This is a genomic window from Streptococcus oralis, from assembly GCF_003943825.1.
Lineage (GTDB): Bacteria > Bacillota > Bacilli > Lactobacillales > Streptococcaceae > Streptococcus > Streptococcus oralis_CD.
Genome location: NZ_RJNJ01000010.1, coordinates 39,249 through 55,193, shown reverse-complemented (window position 1 = coordinate 55,193; position 15,945 = coordinate 39,249). Strand labels below are relative to the sequence as shown.

General features: G+C 43.2%; 14 protein-coding genes and 1 pseudogene. 9 read left to right on the top strand and 6 right to left on the bottom strand.

From position 1 onward, the window contains the following. Positions 1–52 precede the first annotated feature (52 nt). On the bottom strand, positions 53–529 hold the full coding sequence (locus tag D8863_RS08860) for a glutathione peroxidase (RefSeq protein ID WP_125441695.1): 477 nt from the start codon (positions 527–529) through the stop codon (positions 53–55). Positions 530–730: 201 nt separating this feature from the next. On the opposite strand from D8863_RS08860, the gene D8863_RS08855 reads away from it, so the two are divergent. The 5 genes and pseudogenes from D8863_RS08855 (at position 731) to D8863_RS08835 (ending at position 4,236) form a co-directional block, all read left to right on the top strand. Next, positions 731–1,009, top strand: a complete 279-nt coding sequence (locus D8863_RS08855) for a TIGR04197 family type VII secretion effector (RefSeq protein WP_125441694.1) — start codon at positions 731–733, stop codon at positions 1,007–1,009. Beyond that, positions 1,006–1,365: a DUF3958 family protein gene (locus D8863_RS08850; RefSeq protein WP_125441693.1), complete on the top strand. Its 360-nt coding sequence runs from the start codon at positions 1,006–1,008 to the stop codon at positions 1,363–1,365. The genes D8863_RS08855 and D8863_RS08850 overlap by 4 nt, the downstream gene beginning before the upstream one ends. Next, positions 1,355–2,998, top strand: a pseudogene (locus D8863_RS08845) (T7SS effector LXG polymorphic toxin). The gene D8863_RS08850 and the pseudogene D8863_RS08845 overlap by 11 nt, the downstream one beginning before the upstream one ends. 10 nt (positions 2,999–3,008) lie before the next feature. Further along, on the top strand, positions 3,009–3,623 hold the full coding sequence (locus D8863_RS08840) for a TipC family immunity protein (RefSeq protein ID WP_125441692.1): 615 nt from the start codon (positions 3,009–3,011) through the stop codon (positions 3,621–3,623). A 4-nt stretch (positions 3,624–3,627) separates the two neighbouring features. Next, positions 3,628–4,236 (top strand): TipC family immunity protein, encoded by a 609-nt coding sequence (locus tag D8863_RS08835; RefSeq protein WP_125441691.1) that lies wholly within the window; start codon positions 3,628–3,630, stop codon positions 4,234–4,236. A gap of 113 nt (positions 4,237–4,349) precedes the next feature. On the opposite strand, the gene D8863_RS08830 is transcribed toward D8863_RS08835, so the two are convergent. Genes D8863_RS08830 through D8863_RS08815 form a run of 4 tightly spaced genes read right to left on the bottom strand, consistent with a single transcriptional unit; the run spans position 4,350 to position 6,000 of the window. Continuing rightward, positions 4,350–4,889 carry a DUF3278 domain-containing protein gene (locus tag D8863_RS08830; RefSeq protein WP_125441690.1) on the bottom strand — a complete coding sequence of 180 codons (540 nt, stop codon included), beginning with the start codon at positions 4,887–4,889 and terminating at the stop codon, positions 4,350–4,352. A 12-nt stretch (positions 4,890–4,901) separates the two neighbouring features. Beyond that, the gene (locus D8863_RS08825) at positions 4,902–5,237 is read right to left on the bottom strand and encodes a hypothetical protein (RefSeq protein ID WP_125441689.1); all 336 of its coding nucleotides are present in this window, start codon (positions 5,235–5,237) and stop codon (positions 4,902–4,904) included. Between the two features lie 10 nt (positions 5,238–5,247). Next, positions 5,248–5,790, bottom strand: a complete 543-nt coding sequence (locus D8863_RS08820) for a DUF3278 domain-containing protein (RefSeq protein ID WP_125441688.1) — start codon at positions 5,788–5,790, stop codon at positions 5,248–5,250. 15 nt (positions 5,791–5,805) lie between these two features. Continuing rightward, positions 5,806–6,000 carry a helix-turn-helix transcriptional regulator gene (locus D8863_RS08815; RefSeq protein ID WP_001082470.1) on the bottom strand — a complete coding sequence of 65 codons (195 nt, stop codon included), beginning with the start codon at positions 5,998–6,000 and terminating at the stop codon, positions 5,806–5,808. A gap of 162 nt (positions 6,001–6,162) precedes the next feature. On the opposite strand from D8863_RS08815, the gene rsmH reads away from it, so the two are divergent. From rsmH to mraY, 4 genes are read left to right on the top strand one after another with little or no spacing between them, the layout of a single operon-like run. After that, positions 6,163–7,113, top strand: coding sequence for a 16S rRNA (cytosine(1402)-N(4))-methyltransferase RsmH (rsmH, locus tag D8863_RS08810; RefSeq protein WP_125441687.1), 951 nt, complete (start codon positions 6,163–6,165; stop codon positions 7,111–7,113). A gap of 10 nt (positions 7,114–7,123) precedes the next feature. Continuing rightward, the gene (gene ftsL / locus D8863_RS08805) at positions 7,124–7,441 is read left to right on the top strand and encodes a cell division protein FtsL (RefSeq protein WP_049500388.1); all 318 of its coding nucleotides are present in this window, start codon (positions 7,124–7,126) and stop codon (positions 7,439–7,441) included. Positions 7,442–7,444: 3 nt separating this feature from the next. Further along, the gene (gene pbp2x, locus D8863_RS08800; RefSeq protein ID WP_125441686.1) at positions 7,445–9,700 is read left to right on the top strand and encodes a penicillin-binding protein PBP2X; all 2,256 of its coding nucleotides are present in this window, start codon (positions 7,445–7,447) and stop codon (positions 9,698–9,700) included. 1 nt (position 9,701) lies between these two features. Then, positions 9,702–10,682, top strand: a complete 981-nt coding sequence (mraY, locus tag D8863_RS08795; protein WP_084976028.1) for a phospho-N-acetylmuramoyl-pentapeptide-transferase — start codon at positions 9,702–9,704, stop codon at positions 10,680–10,682. 69 nt (positions 10,683–10,751) lie between these two features. Here the strand turns inward: mraY and D8863_RS08790 are convergent, their stop codons facing one another. Then, positions 10,752–15,935: an SIALI-17 repeat-containing surface protein gene (locus tag D8863_RS08790; protein WP_125441685.1), complete on the bottom strand. Its 5,184-nt coding sequence runs from the start codon at positions 15,933–15,935 to the stop codon at positions 10,752–10,754. Between the last annotated feature and the right edge of the window lie 10 nt (positions 15,936–15,945).

The window sequence follows — 15,945 nt, the reverse complement described above, 5'->3', positions numbered from 1 at the left end:
ACGCATTCTTTCAGGGCTCAAACTAAATGAAAGGATACGTTTTAAAAAGAAATTAGAGTATTTTTTGGAGAGACTCTTGGATGGTTTGGGGGTCTGTTTTGGAAGAGAAGCGCTCAAGGACTTGCCCATCTCGACCAATGAGAAACTTAGCAAAATTCCATTCGATTCGTTTTCCTAGTGGGCCAGATTTCTGGTCTTTTAGCCAAACATAAAGAGGATCAGCCTCCTTGCCGTTGACCTTAATCTTGGCAAAGCGAGGGAAAGTTGTCTGATAGTGTAGGCTACAGAAACTATTGATTTCCTCTGCGCTGCCAGGTGCTTGTCCCATGAACTGATTGCAAGGGAAATCTAAGATTTCAAAGCCCTGATCTTGATAGCGTTCATAGAGTTCTTGAAGTCCCTGGTACTGGGGCGTTAAACCACATCCAGTAGCAGTGTTGACAATCAAGAGAACCTTGCCACGATAGCTCTTCAGGGGAGTTGCTTGGTCGTTTTGGTTTAAAACGGAAAAATCATATACACTGGTCATGAGGGCCTCTTTTCTTTTTCTACATTGTAACAGTTTTTACTCTTTTCGTCGAGTTGGATGAGAGAAGTTGTTGAAAAAATACACAATGGTACATAAATCAGGACAAAATGATGCTCCTTTTATGAAACATGGTATAATAGGCCTATATAGCTAAATGGAGTGTACCTATCACTGGGGAATCAGAAAAAGGATAAAACAGCCATGTCAACAGTAAAAAGTGATCTAAATATTGCGCAAACATATGCGACTCAGCTTAAAAATGCTTGTCAATCGTTAACAGCGATCGCTGCGGCTAGTCAGGATGACTTAACGACCCTTCAAGGGAATAACAAGGCCCATCAATGTCTGACAAAGGATCAAAATCTAGCTAGTCAGATAACAGCCGCTGTCACCCTAACTTCCGAACGACTTCACTCTGTAGCGAGCGATTTTGAGGCGCTAGATGAAGCGGGTGCCAATGGTTTTAGGAGTCATACATGAGCAAGTTAGATGAGTTGAAGAACAGAGAGCGAGAACTCTTGTACCAGTTAGAAGACAATGGGAAAGAGAACTACCGCACTAAAGCACTGATAGAAATCTTTGAAGGATATGATAGAGCTAGCCACCGTTATCAAAGTGATTTGTGGGAGGCAGCCTATCAGAGCCGATACGCAGGACAGTTGGAAGAAACGCTCCTGCAAAGAAATCAACTCAAAAACCAAATCTTTGAGGATCTCACCTATCACATGGATGATTTGAAGAAAGAAAAGTTCCGATTAGAGGGAGACTTGGATGCGGTTTACTATGAAAGACGCAAGGAACAAGAAAGAGAGGAGGAGAAACGACATGGGCATTGATATGTATTTGGAACAATCACAACTACAAAGTTCGAGTGTAGCGACCATGTGCCAATCTCAGGTGGAGGCTTATCAAGACTTGCAATCAGCCATCCAAAAGTTTTCAGAGGATAAGGAGAGCCTAAAGGGTGACGCTTATGATTCGGCTAGAAGTTTTTTTGCAAGTGTCTTGCTACCCTTGAGCAAAGGGGGACAGCTCTATGCAGAAACCTTCTCTCAAGCCATCAAGAAACTACCAGAAGACTATCAAACGATGGTCGACAGCAAGAGTTGGCGTGAGGATGATCTACTTGATAAGATCCGCCAGGAAGAGCAGATGATTGCCTATCTAGATGAAGTCAACCAATCCCTTTCTACCTCGACCATGGATAGTGAAGAAAAGGGGAGATTGAGACGTAGTAATGTGGAACTCATGCGAGGACACCATGCGAATAAACGCGTCTATGAAACGATTTTGAAAGACCTGCGCGCCTATGATAGCTACTCAGGAGGCCTGTTCGATGATCTAGCTAGTATCGACGTGCAGTTGAGTCGCGGACTTGCTCAGATTGAAACGAGTTGGGATGCAAAGACAGGCGTCTTTAAAGTCCCATCTGACCTGACTTGGGCCAACTACCTGACTGCCTATGCTGATACAAAGGACATGAAGCTCAGCCGTCAAGAGAAAGCCTTTGTCCAAACCATGATGGCAGAATACGGCTTTGATGCAGAGACAGCCCAGCAGCTCTTGACCATCAAGCAAGGGATAGATAAGAAATTCCCAACCTCAAGTCAAGAGTTCCGTGACTATATCTTTTTGCGAGTCGTCGGTGCCGCCTACTATAATGACTTTAGGTGGAAGGAAACAGCGGGTCATTTGAAAACTTATTTTTATAATGTGACTGTTGGCAGCTCGATTACAGGAAAATCAAGAACAGTAGAAAAACCGCTTCTTGAAATTTTTAAAGAACTTTGAATTGAAGATGTAAAAGATGCAAAAAAATTGATTTATAATCTTAGACTGCAACATGAGATGGCTGGTGGGGAATATAGAAATACAGAGAGTTTAAAAGAAAATGATCCTAAACTATATCAGAATTATAAAGATAAGTACGAAAAAGTTTATGGTACTTCTGGTAACTTTGACCAATTTTGGGACAGCAAACTAAAGTCATACTCTAACAATGGAGCAGGTCACGCAGACTTTACCCACCAGTCCATTACTATGGCCACTCATCTTAATCCTAATCAAGTTCAGTTAGCCGATGTCTATGGCGGTAGAGAGAATGTCAAAGATCTTTCAGGCTGGGAGGGAGACACGACTAAAAATGCTACGGATATGAAACCAAGCATTGGCGAGGATGATTACAAGGCAGATTTGGACTCGGTCAATCTTATCGGCCGTATGCAGAAGGGACAATCCTATGACCAAGCCATATCTTCTTACTATGCTGACCTTCAAAAAGATTCCTCTCAGAGAGAAAGAGAATTTTTGAAAAATAAGGACTGGAAAGAGGTTAGAAGTACTATTTACTCCAGTATTCCCCCATTAGAGGTTATGGAAAAAGGGGAAGACGCTATTAAAGCATATATTGAAAGTAACTATCCAGGTGTATCCAAGTTTTTAAATCGCTTGGAAGCCGTGGCGGAGTAGGAGGAAATCTATGAAGAAAATACTAGGTGTTTTAACAATAGTAGTATTACTTGTATCAGTTTATTTTTACTTTTTTCCCAAACAACCTAAAAACATTTTTGATGAGATATACCAAGAAACTGAGAAAACATATCGGTCAAATAATGTTTTAAGGCATATAGATGGGTTTAAAATCAGACCGGATTGGCCAAGTGATGACCCTAATATTTCGTATACTCCGTTCGGATTATACAACAAAGAGAAAACACCATCAGATTATTCTGAGATAGAAATTGGGTTTAATTTTGAATATACATCTCAATTAAGCTCCGTTACATTTGAGAGGCAAGTAGGACCAAACACGAGAGTTAGGATATGGAATAAATATACTTATCAAGACCGTACTTTAAAAAAAATTGTCAAAATAGGTTTGAAGAAAGCAGATACGGAAACTTATATCGAAGACGAAGCTCAGGTGAAATCCTACCTAGAGCAGTATGGTGTCACTGCCAAGGATTTGGATTCTTACTACGACGAAATCGTCAATCAGAAAGTTTTGAAGGACTGGTGTACCATTTATGACAGTAAGTACTCGCCAAGCAACTATGGCGATGTCAAGATTGAAACCCAGTGGGAGAATTGGTGACAATATGAAGAAAGCACTCGGTTTAGTAGCCTTATTCGTGATAATCGTATCATCTTGTTTTTACTTTTTTTCTAAACAACCTAAAAATATTTTTGATGAAATCTACCAGGAGACAGAGAAGACATATCGTACAAATAATATTTTAAGAAACATAGATGGGTTTAAAATTAGTCCAGGTTGGCCTAATGATGGAGAATATTTTGCATACACCCCTTCAGGGAAGTATCAAACTCATCCTGAAGGTTATAAAGACATAAGTATTGGATTTAATTTTGGTTCAGGTATTAAAGGAATGACGATTCTTTTTGAAAGAAAGACTAATTCGAATATTACCCTATGGTATTCAGCACACTATAATATAAAAAAGAAAATCCTCAAAAAAGAGCTTGCGATTTTTGAAGAGCCAAGGCAACCAGGTCAATTTATTGATGATGAAGAAAAAGTAAGAGAATATTTAAGAAAAAATAATATTTCCAAAGAAGAATTAGAGAAAGACTTTGACGAAATCGTCAACCAGAAAGTCTTGAAAGACTGGTGTTCTATTTATGACAGCAAGTACTCGCCAAGCAATTATGGCGATGTCAAGATTGAAACCCAGTGGGAGAATTGGTGACGAAGGTCAGTAGATGTTTTGGAAAATATTCTATGAATTGAAGTGGAAATCCCACCTAGAACGAACTAGGTGGGATTCTTTGCCTATAAAATGAGAAATTAGCGAATCTTGCTCTATTTTTTAACGTGTTCCGATAAAAAGGTGTAGGTCATTGTTCCAAAGATGGCACCAATTCCCAAACCTAAGACTAGTAAAGGGAGCGTTTTATCGAACTGGGAGAGATTGTCCCAAAAGGTATTGAGGGGGAGATGCTGAACAAAGAGTTTGTGAAAGGCTGATAAGACAAACAAGCCAATTGGAATACTGATGAATACACCCCAACTACGAACTTTGATTTGGCTTTTGCTGTAGCTTTTGTGATGGATTTCGGACGGGTCATCCTTGTCTAAATGTAAGTTGCGAACTGCTAGTCTCGCCCTAGATGAGAGAACGAAGATAAGTCCAAAATAGAGGTAGGGCATGGCATCTCGAATCAACTCTATGAAGCGTCCAAATAGGAGATAGAACAAGAAGAGTAGGAGGGAGGAGTAAACGATTTGGATCAAGGCTCGAGCACAAGCCCTGTAGATCATCTCTTGGCGGCATTCATCAAAGGGGCCTTGTATGTGAAAGAATAATTTGAGTAAGCGAGTGGTGAAATCTTCTTTTTTCATGGGAGTAATCTCCTAAATCAACTGTTTTTGATCTACTTCTTTAACTACTTGATAAAAGTTATAGAAGTAGGCCAAACTTGAAATAATGGTTATGACTAGGAATATTGGAAATTTCCATTGGACAGGATTGATTAAAAGCTGTGGAAAGGATATGAGGAGAAAGAAGAGGGCTGCGTTAAGGATAGGTACCCGTTTTGATTGCATTTTCTCAAGACCTTTATTGAGCGCAGGAAGAAAGAGGAGTAAGAGTATTAAAACTGTATGAGAAATAGCTCCTGAAACAAGGGCGAAGGAAAGGAAAATACTGATAAAAACATGACTGATCAGTAGTCTAGCTAGTGATTTCATAAGGCACCCCCTAGTCGTCTTCTTGGTCTTTCTTGGCTTTTTGAATGCGAAGAGAGACGATAATTTGTATGGTCAATCCGAAGAAGAAGGTAGCTAGGATAGTTGATACAAAATGCCCTGTATTTAAAAGAGAAGCAAGATAATCCTTGCTATCATCGGTTAGGACATTCAGAAGCGGTATTCCAAAGAACATGCCCATGCCGTAGATCAGACCGGCTTTTAGACCCGGAAAATGTAGCTTTTTACTTTCTTTTTGACTCAGCATTTCGGGATCAATAGCTGTGATGCCCGTTTTCTTGGTTTGAGAGACTACATAGAGGGCAGCCATCATCGAAATGCTAAACACCACGAGAGGATAGCCGATAGCAACAATTTGCGGGTATTTATAGGCAAGAACGAGCGGGATAAGATTGCCAAATGTCATCAGATAAAAGAGGACAATAAAGACCTGATTCCCGATACGATCGGCCTCGCGCCGTTTGTGTTCGTCAAGGGGACCAGAAATACCGTATATGCGTTTGATGAGTTTTTCAGTGAGAGTTTCTTTTTTCATTTGTTTGCTCCTTTTTTAAAAATCGTCTTCCCAAAAGAGGCTATTGAGGTCAGTTTGGAGGCTGCGGGCGAGGTTGAGACAGAGTTCCAGGGTTGGATTGTACTTGTCGTTTTCAATCATGTTGATGGTCTGTCTCGAGACACCGATATCTTTGGCGAGCTCGAGCTGGGAAATTCCCAGTTCCTTGCGGAATTCTTTCACACGATTCATAGGGTCTCCTTTCTGATATGTCGTATATATTTGACTATATTATATTCTTTCGGGGATGAGATGTCAAGTATATATGACATATTTTTGAGAATTTTTTTCGAAGAAACTTAGCCTTGTCTGACAAGTGCAAGCTGGTCAGATTTGTGGTAAAATAGATAGGATATGACAAAAGAATTTCATCATGTAACGGTCTTGCTTCATGAAACGATTGATATGCTTGACGTAAAACCTGACGGTATCTACGTTGATGCGACTTTGGGTGGAGCAGGCCATAGCGAATATTTATTAAGTAAATTGAGCGAAAAAGGGCATCTCTATGCTTTTGACCAGGACCAGAATGCCATTGACAATGCGCACAAACGGTTGGCACCCTATATCGAAAAGGGGATGGTAACCTTTATCAAGGATAACTTCCGTCATTTGCAGACACGTTTGCAGGAGGCTGGTGTCCAGGAAATTGATGGAATTTGTTATGACTTGGGAGTGTCCAGTCCTCAGCTGGATCAGCGTGAGCGTGGCTTTTCTTATAAAAAGGATGCGCCACTGGATATGCGGATGAATCAGGAAGCTAGTCTGACGGCCTATGAAGTTGTCAATCATTATGACTATCATGACTTGGTTCGGATCTTTTTCAAATATGGCGAGGATAAGTTTTCTAAACAGATTGCCCGCAAGATTGAGCAGGCGCGTGAGGTGAAACCAATCGAGACGACGACGGAGTTGGCAGAGATTATCAAGTCGGCCAAGCCTGCCAAGGAGCTCAAGAAAAAGGGACACCCTGCCAAGCAGATTTTTCAGGCTATCCGAATCGAAGTCAATGATGAGCTGGGCGCTGCAGATGAATCTATCCAGCAGGCCATGGACATGCTGGCTCTGGATGGTAGAATCTTGGTCATTACCTTCCATTCGCTGGAAGACCGCTTGACCAAGCAATTATTCAAGGAAGCTTCAACAGTGGAAGTTCCCAAAGGCTTGCCCTTCATTCCAGATGACCTTAAGCCCAAGATGGAATTGGTATCCCGTAAGCCAATCTTGCCAAGTGCTGAAGAGCTAGAAGCCAACAATCGTTCGCATTCAGCCAAGTTGCGCGTGGCTAGAAAAATTCACAAGTAAGAGGAAAAACATGGCAGAAAGAATCGAAAAAACAAGCCAGTTATTGCAAACGAAGTTTAAAGGTTTTTCACGTGTGGAAAAGGCCTTCTATGTTTCGATTGCTGCAACAATGATTATTCTGGCAGTCAGCGTTGTGTTTATGCAGACCAAGCTACTACAAGTTCAGAATGAATTGACCAAGGTCAATGCTCAAATCGAAGAAAAGAAAACCGAGCTAGACGATGCCAAGCAAGAGGTCAATGAATTGATTCGTTCAGAACGTTTGAAAGAGATTGCAAACTCCAAGGATTTGCAGCTGAATAACGAAAATATCCGAGCAGCGGAGTAAGAAATGAAACAGTGGAAAGAAAAAATCATCCGTTATGCCGTTCGTAACCGTAAATCTCCAGAAGAAAATCGTCGAAGAGTAGGGAAAAGCCTGAGTTTATTGGCTGTCATACTCTTCGCTGTCTTTTTGGTGAACTTTGCGGTCATTATCGGAACGGGTAAAAAATTTGGTAAGGATTTGGTTCAAGAGGCCAAAAAGGTTCACCAAACAACCAAGACGATTCCAGCCAAGCGGGGGACCATCTACGATCGTAATGGAACGCCTATTGCTGAGGATGCGACTTCTTATAATATCTATGCTGTTATTGACAAGACCTACAAGTCAGCAACAGGCAAAATTCTCTATGTAGAAGATTCTCAATTTAATAAGGTAGCTGAAATTTTCCATAAATACCTCGATATGGAGGAGTCTTATGTCAAGGAACAACTTTCTCAGCCAGATCTAAAACAGGTGTCTTTTGGTACCAAGGGAAATGGGATCACCTATGCCAATATGATGGCTATTAAAAATGACCTTAAAACAGCTGGCGTTGAGGGAGTTGACTTTACAACTAGCCCTAACCGTAGTTATCCCAATGGACAGTTTGCTTCTTCCTTTATCGGTTTAGCGCAACTCCATGAAAATGAGGATGGGACCAAACGTTTGATTGGGACATCTGGATTGGAGAGTTCTTTAAATAACATTCTGGCGGGTACAGATGGGATCATCACCTATGAGAAAGATCGTCTGGGAAATATTGTTCCGGGTACAGATCAAGCTTCTCAACAAACAGTAGATGGAAAGGATGTGTACACAACCCTTTCTAGTCCCTTGCAATCCTTTATGGAAACCCAGATGGATGCCTTCCAGGAAAAAGTAAAAGGCAAGTATATGACGGCTACCTTGGTTAGCGCTAAAACAGGGGAAATCCTGGCTACGACCCAACGGCCGACCTTTAATGCAGATACCAAGGATGGCATCACAAAAGACTTTGTCTGGCGTGATATCCTCTATCAAAGTAACTACGAACCAGGATCAGCCATGAAGGTCATGACGTTAGCTTCTTCTATTGACAACAATACCTTCCCAGGTGGAGAATACTTCAATAGCAGTGAATTAAAAATAGCGGATGCGACGATTCGAGATTGGGATGTTAATGATGGTTTGACTACTGGTGGGATGATGACTTTCTCACAAGGTTTCGCTCACTCCAGTAATGTTGGAATGAGTCTACTTGAACAAAAAATGGGAGATGCGACTTGGCTCGATTATCTCAATCGCTTTAAGTTTGGGGTGCCGACGCGTTTTGGTCTGACTGATGAGTATTCAGGTCAATTGCCTGCAGATAATATTGTTAATATTGCCATGAGTGCATTTGGTCAGGGGATTTCTGTAACGCAGACCCAGATGCTACGTGCTTTTACAGCTATTGCCAACGATGGGGTTATGTTGGAACCAAAATTTATCAGTGCCCTCTATGATCCAAATGACCAGTCTGTTCGTAAGTCTCAAAAGGAAATTGTCGGAAATCCTGTGTCAAAAACAGCAGCGTCCTCTACTCGGGAGCACATGGTCATGGTCGGAACAGATCCTGTCTACGGTACCATGTACAACCACAGTACAGGAAAACCAAATGTCAATGTTCCAGGTCAGAATGTCGCTCTGAAATCAGGGACTGCTCAGATTGCCGATGAGAAGAATGGGGGCTACCTGACAGGTGAAACCAACTATATCTTCTCTGTTGTGTCGATGCATCCTGCAGAGAATCCTGACTTTATCCTCTATGTGACGGTGCAACAGCCAGAGCATTATTCAGGCGTTCAGCTTGGGGAGTTTGCCAATCCAATCCTTGAGCGAGCTTCTGCTATGAAAGAATCCCTCAATCTTCAGTCAACTGCCAAGAACTTGGATCAGGTCAGCAAGACGACAAGCTATGCTATGCCGGCTACCAAAGACTTTACTCCGGGTGACCTAGCAGAAGAATTGCGCCGAAACCTGGTCCAACCAATTGTTATCGGAACAGGAACCAAGATCAAGGAACTCTCGGTTTCTGAAGGAGATAATTTGGAAGCCAATCAGCAGATCTTGATCCTGTCAGATAAGGTCGAAGAAATGCCTGATATGTATGGCTGGACAGATGAAAATGTGCAAACATTTGCCAAATGGCTGAATATAGAAGTCGAGTGGGAAGGTAGTGGCAAAACGGTTAAGAAGCAGAGTGTCCGTGCCAACACAGCCCTCAAAGACATTAAAAAAATGAAAATAACTTTAGGAGATTAAGATGATTAGTTCCATTAGTGCTGGAGTTCTAGCCTTTCTATTGACCTTGATAGGTATTCCAGCCTTTATCCGATTTTATCGAAAAGCACAGATTACGGGTCAGCAGATGCACGAGGATGTCAAGCAACACCAAGCTAAAGCTGGGACTCCAACCATGGGAGGACTTGTCTTCCTTATTGTTGCAGTTGTTGTGAGCTTCCTTGTCGCTCTCTTTACCCAACAATTGACCAACAATGTAGGCATGATTTTGTTTATCTTGGTTTTGTATGGTTTGGTAGGTTTTTTGGATGATTTCCTCAAGGTCTTTCGTAAGATCAACGAGGGCTTGAATCCCAAGCAAAAGCTTGCTCTACAGTTGCTTGGAGGAGTGATTTTCTACCTCTTTTATGAGCGTGGTGGCGACATGCTTTCAGTTTTTGGCTACCAAGTACATCTGGGTATTTTCTATATCTTCTTTGCCCTTTTCTGGCTAGTTGGCTTTTCAAATGCGGTGAATCTGACGGACGGGATAGACGGCTTAGCAAGTATTTCAGTGGTGATTAGCTTGTCGGCCTATGGTGTGATTGCTTATATGCAAAATCAACTGGATATTCTTCTTGTGATTCTTACCATGATTGGTGGTTTACTAGGCTTCTTCGTCTTTAACCACAAGCCTGCCAAGGTCTTCATGGGAGATGTGGGAAGTTTAGCTCTAGGTGGGATGCTGGCAGCGATTTCTATGGCTCTCCACCAAGAATGGACCCTTTTGTTGATTGGGATTATCTATGTCTTTGAGACAAGCTCTGTTATGATGCAGGTCACCTACTTCAAACTTAGTGGTGGGAAGCGTATTTTCCGTATGACGCCTGTCCACCACCATTTTGAACTTGGAGGATTCTCAGGCAAGGGCAATCCTTGGAGTGAGTGGAAGGTTGACTTCTTCTTTTGGGGAGTTGGGCTTCTAGCAAGTCTCTTGACCCTAGCCTTTTTATACCTGCTGTAAACATAACTTTTGATTACAAAATAAAACAGGATGAAGGTGATCTTCATCCTGTTTTTGTGTGTTTAAAGGTTAGTTGGAGTCATCCTTTCTCCCTTTTAACATAAAAGTGGCTGTAAGGGCTAGGCTGAGTCCTGCTAAGAAGAGGAGTGGGTTGGACGCTTCTCCTGTTGCTGGAAGTTCTTCTTTAGGAGAATGATTTCCAGCTTTAGCAAGGCTCGGACTAGCTGGAAGTTGTTCAGCCTCGTGTGCCAAGGTTTCTGTATCTGAAGCACTTGGTTTTTCCTCTGTGTTAGAGCTTGTTCCAGTAGCTTGATAGACGACAGCATAGGTACTGAAATGATTAGTGATGAATTCTGCCTTTCCGTCTCGAACGTCGAAATCAAGGGCTTGCAACTCCTTGGTCGGAGTAATATAGTAGACCTTTTCTACGTTAGCTGAAATAGGCAAGCGAACCAAGACAGAGCCTTTTGGCTGCAAGCTATGATCGGTTGGATTTTTAAGCTGTAGGCCGTAAGCATCATAGGTCTTGCCAAAGAGTTCCTGAGCTAGGACACGTCGGCTAGAGATGTGAGAAATTCCTTCTAAGTCACTGACTCCACCAATAATTTCCACTCCAGTTTCCTTGTCTTTTAAGACTCGAACTGAATAATCAGGAAGGCTAAGGGTTGGAGCAACCTGATCCCCACTAGTTCCGATAGGGTCAGTGTACTCAGGTTTTTCAATAGTAGGCGCATCTTCTTGCCCTGCGGTTCCGATAGGCTCAGTGTATTCCGGAATTGTCACTGTAGGCGGTTCCTCTTGACCTGCAGTCCCGATAGGGTTGGTGTATTCCGGAATTTCAACTGTTGGAGCTTCTTCTTCTCCTGCAGTCCCGATAGGGTTGGTGTATTCCGGCTTATCCACAGTAGGAGGCTCTTCTTGCCCCGCCGTTCCGATAGGTTCGGTGTATTCAGGCTTTTCTACAGTGGGTGGCACTTCTTGCCCTGCAGTCCCGATAGGTTTAGTGTATTCAGGAATTTCAACAGTAGGAGCTGGTTCCTCTCCCTTGCTTGTAGTTGGTTGCTTCTCATCAACTTGCTTTTCATCCTTTTTAGTAAAGACGGCTACGATAGGGCTGCTTGTGGTAGTACCTTGAATGGTATAAGCTTCAATGGCATTTCCAGCTTTGCGATCGGTTTCGTCAGGGATTGGGATTTGAACTTGATTGTCTTGGATTGATAGGATAGTCTGATCTCCACTGGTAACCAGATGCGTTTCATCCACCTTACGCAAGACTAGAGGATCTTTGACACCTGGGAAGGTCACTGCGATGGCTTCCCAATCTCCAGCTGGTAGGCTTAAGGAAATTTCTTTGTCATTTTCCTTAAGAGGCGCGATGCTCGGGCTATCTAAACCAACAGCTGGAGCTTTGATGATATCAAAGGAGTCTAGAGAGATTTTCTTGCGACCTTCTGGCGAATCTGGGTCAACTTGTAGTGTCAGGGTGTGCGGACCGTCAGTAAGGTTTGTAAATTCGCCAATAAAAGCTCTCTTTTCAGTTGCACCTGAAGTGTAGAAGTCTAGACTTGGCATTTCTTTGCCATCTAGTGTAACACGTGCTCGTCCAAGGGCAAGGCTCTTCAAACCATAGATACGAATACCTGTCCCTGTAAAGGAAATAGTTGCCTGAGCTTCTGAAGCTGCACTAGAGTCGCTGTTGTTGATGTCAGCGTATTTTTCTGTACCTCCGTAGAGTTCAGGGTCAGACCAGTCCTTAAACTGGGAACCATATTGGATGCGCGAATCACGATCATCCATTTTTTCAATCGTGTTGCCTGCTCCTGCTAGGATCTTGAAGTAGTCTAATGAAATTTTTGAGCGCTCACTACCACGGTGTTTGTGCTCACGTTTAACGCTAAGAGTCAATGTGTGAGGTCCGTCAGACAATCCTGCGAAGCGACCGATGAGACTACCTTTTTCAGTTGCTCCAGCAGTATGGAAGTCAAGCTCCCCGACCTCTTTGCCATCAATTTTAGCAGTGGCAAGACCTAATTCAGACGATTTCAGTCCATAGATTTCGATACCAACACCAGTGAAAGGAATGGTGGCAGTGAGGTCTTCGTCTGTGTAGTCTCCCTTTGAAAGGTCAGCAAATTTCTCTGTTCCTCCAAATAATTCTGAGTCTGCCCAGTTTCCAAAGGCGGCTCCGTACTGGATACGGCTATCTCGGTCGTCCATCAACTCGCTATAGGTTTCGACAGTAGCCTGTTCAGACACTTGTGTGGAAAGCTCGCCCAGCATAGCCTTTACAGTATAAGTATAGGCATGTTGAGGATTGAGTGATCGGTCGATAAAGTTAGTTTGATTGGTTACAAATTCTCTGGTCGCAGAAGTTTGGCCAGTTTCGTCTTTCACTTGTCTTTGGATGACATAGTGGGTAGCGCCTTCTACTTGGTTAAAGGTAAGTTCGGCAGTGACTCCATTTTGTCGAACTGCTGTCAGACTGGTTACATGACCAGGGAAGTGTTCAAAGGTAATGACGTCACCTTTTTGTGTTGCCAGTTGGATGCGATTATCTTTAAGCACAGTTGCCGTGACTGCTTTGCCATTGACCTTGATTTGGCTAGCTTCGATATTTGGATAGTCTACAACCAGGTCTCCACCGACATTTGAAAGGAAGGACAAGCTTTGCAAGTTCTTATCTTTCCACTTCATGCTGACTTCAAAGTTTCCTCGAGCAACCAAGCCAGAAACCTGACCGTCTTTCCAAGCATCTGGAAGGGCTGGTAATGGTGCAATATAGCCTGTATGAGATTGGAGAAGCATTTCTGCCATCCCACTGGTCGCTCCAAAGTTGCCATCAATTTGGAAAGGCGCGTGCGTATCCCAAAGATTTTCTAGGGTTGAATACTTGAGCTGTTCGGCGAGCAAGCGATGGGCACGGTTACCGTCCAGCAGACGAGCCCAGAGATTGATTTTATTGGCCTTAGACCAACCAGTACCACCATCTCCACGGTGGTTGAGGGTAGCACGCGCAGCCTCTAAGTATTCAGCCTGGTCCTTGCTAAAGAGCGTACCTGGGAAGAGACCAACTAGATGGGAAACGTGGCGGTGGTGATTTTCAATCCCTTCATTGGTGAATTGAGGGCTGTCCTCCTCGTACCATTCCTTGATACGTCCCTCTTTGTTGATGTGCAGCGGTTTGAGTTTGTCAAATTTAGCCTTTACCTCTGTGACTAAGTCTTTGTCGACATTCAGATGGTTGGCGACTTCCATGTAGTCGTGGAATAGCTGCCAGACTAGCGATTGGTCAAAGGTATTTCCGATGGTGATGGTCCCGTGTTCTGGTGAGTAGGATGGAGAAGACACCCAACGGTCACTGGCCTTGTCATAGTGCAAGAAGGAATTCCAGAACTTAGCTGTTTCCTTGAGCATTGGGTAAATCTTTTCTTTGAGATAGGTCTCATCCTTGGTGAATTTATAATAGTCATAGACATTCTGCATCATCCAAGCGTTGGCTGCTGGAGACCAACCCCAATAGTAATTCCAGCCTGGAGTAGTCCAGCCAAATGGTGTTGCTTGGGTGTGAACCAGCCAGCCATTTTCTTGTCCATCTTTGGATGCGATACCAGCGTATTCCTTAGCAGCGATACGGCCATAGTAACGCATATCGTCAATGTAATTGATCATTGGCTTGGCTGTTTCAGCAAGGTTGCTCATGTAGGCGGGCCAATAGTTCATTTGCAAATTGACATTGAGGTGGTAGTCAGCGTTCCAAGGTGGATTGTCTACAGCATTCCAGACTCCTTGTAGGTTGGCAGGCAGAGCATCTGTCCGATCACGAGACGAACTAATCAGTAGATATCGGCCATATTGGAAGAAAAGTTCTTCCAGTTTTTGACCTTTGCTAGGGTTATAGCTTTGAAGGGCCTCTTTTGTCGTTTGAGCAGTCTTGTTTCCGCCTAGATTTAGTTTAACGCGGTTAAAGAGTCTTTGATAGTCCTTGATATGGGCCTTTTTAAGTGTTTCGTAGTCTTTGGCCTTAGCTGCTTCGACAATCCCTTTAACTGTTTTTTCGAGGTCAATGTCTTTTCGATAGTTGGTTTTTGGATTCTGAGCAAAGTTAGTCTTGGCACTGAGATAGAGGGTTGCATAACTTGCGCCTGTAACGGTCAGAGTTTCGTCCTGAACAGTCACCTTTCCGTCCGTTTTAATTCCTAGATAGGATGCAAATTTGAGGCCGTTATCTTTGACAGTTCCTTTTAGAAGGATTCCGTTTGCATCTGTAGTGACATGACCGTTCTTATAGTTGGAATATTCCCAAGAGTAGTTGCCATTAGCAAGCAAGTCTTCTGTCAAACTGTTCCAAAGGGTAAAGTCAAGTGTCTTGTTTCCTTTTTTGGTCAAGTGAGTCACAGTGACATCATCAGGATAGCTGGAGAAGGTTTCGCGTTTGAAGGTCGTCCCATCTTGGGTGTAAGAAGTGGTCGTAGTGGCTTCGGTGATGTCTAGATTACGGTGATAATCAGTTACAGTATCTAGTCCTTTCTTCTGGTTATTAAAGACCATGAAGATATCACCAAAGGCTAGGTAACGTCCATACTGGGCGTTGTTTGGTCCAACTAGATTTTGTTCAGCTAGCTGTTTTGCTTTTTGGCGATCACCAGCTTCGAGGGCTTTACGTATCTCTGCTAAGACCTTGTAGCGCTCCTTGTAGTTTCCTCCGTTATAGTCGGTGCTATCGGGTTGTGGTCCTCCAGACCAGAGGGTCTTTTCGTTGTACTGGATTCTCTCTTCCCCAATGAGTCCGAAAACCTTGGCTCCCATCTCTCCATTTCCGACAGGGAGGGCTTGTTTTTCCCATCCATCATAGGAGGGAGCTGTTGGCTGATCGTAGTTGAGTTGATAGTTTTCTTGCTTTGTCACCGGCTGATCTGTTTTTTCAGGTTCCTTATTTTCTTTAGCTTCTACAATGGCTTCTTCACTAGATTGACTATTTGTTGTCTGAGTCTCCACAGCTGGCTTGCTTTCGGAAACTACTGGACTCTCGGCTTGAGACGGATTTGTAGTTTCAGTAGCTTCAGCAGCTTTGGATTCACTATCAGGCTTAGTGATAGCTTCGACAGAGGTTGGTTCAGTTTGCCTAACCTCAACACTGTCTGCGGCTACAGTGTGGTTGACTAGAAAAACAGCCCCCAGCAAAACAGAAGCAGTCCCAACCGTCAGCTTGCGGATGCTATAGCGACAGGATTTCTCCCAAAAGTGTTTTTTCATAAAACCCTCC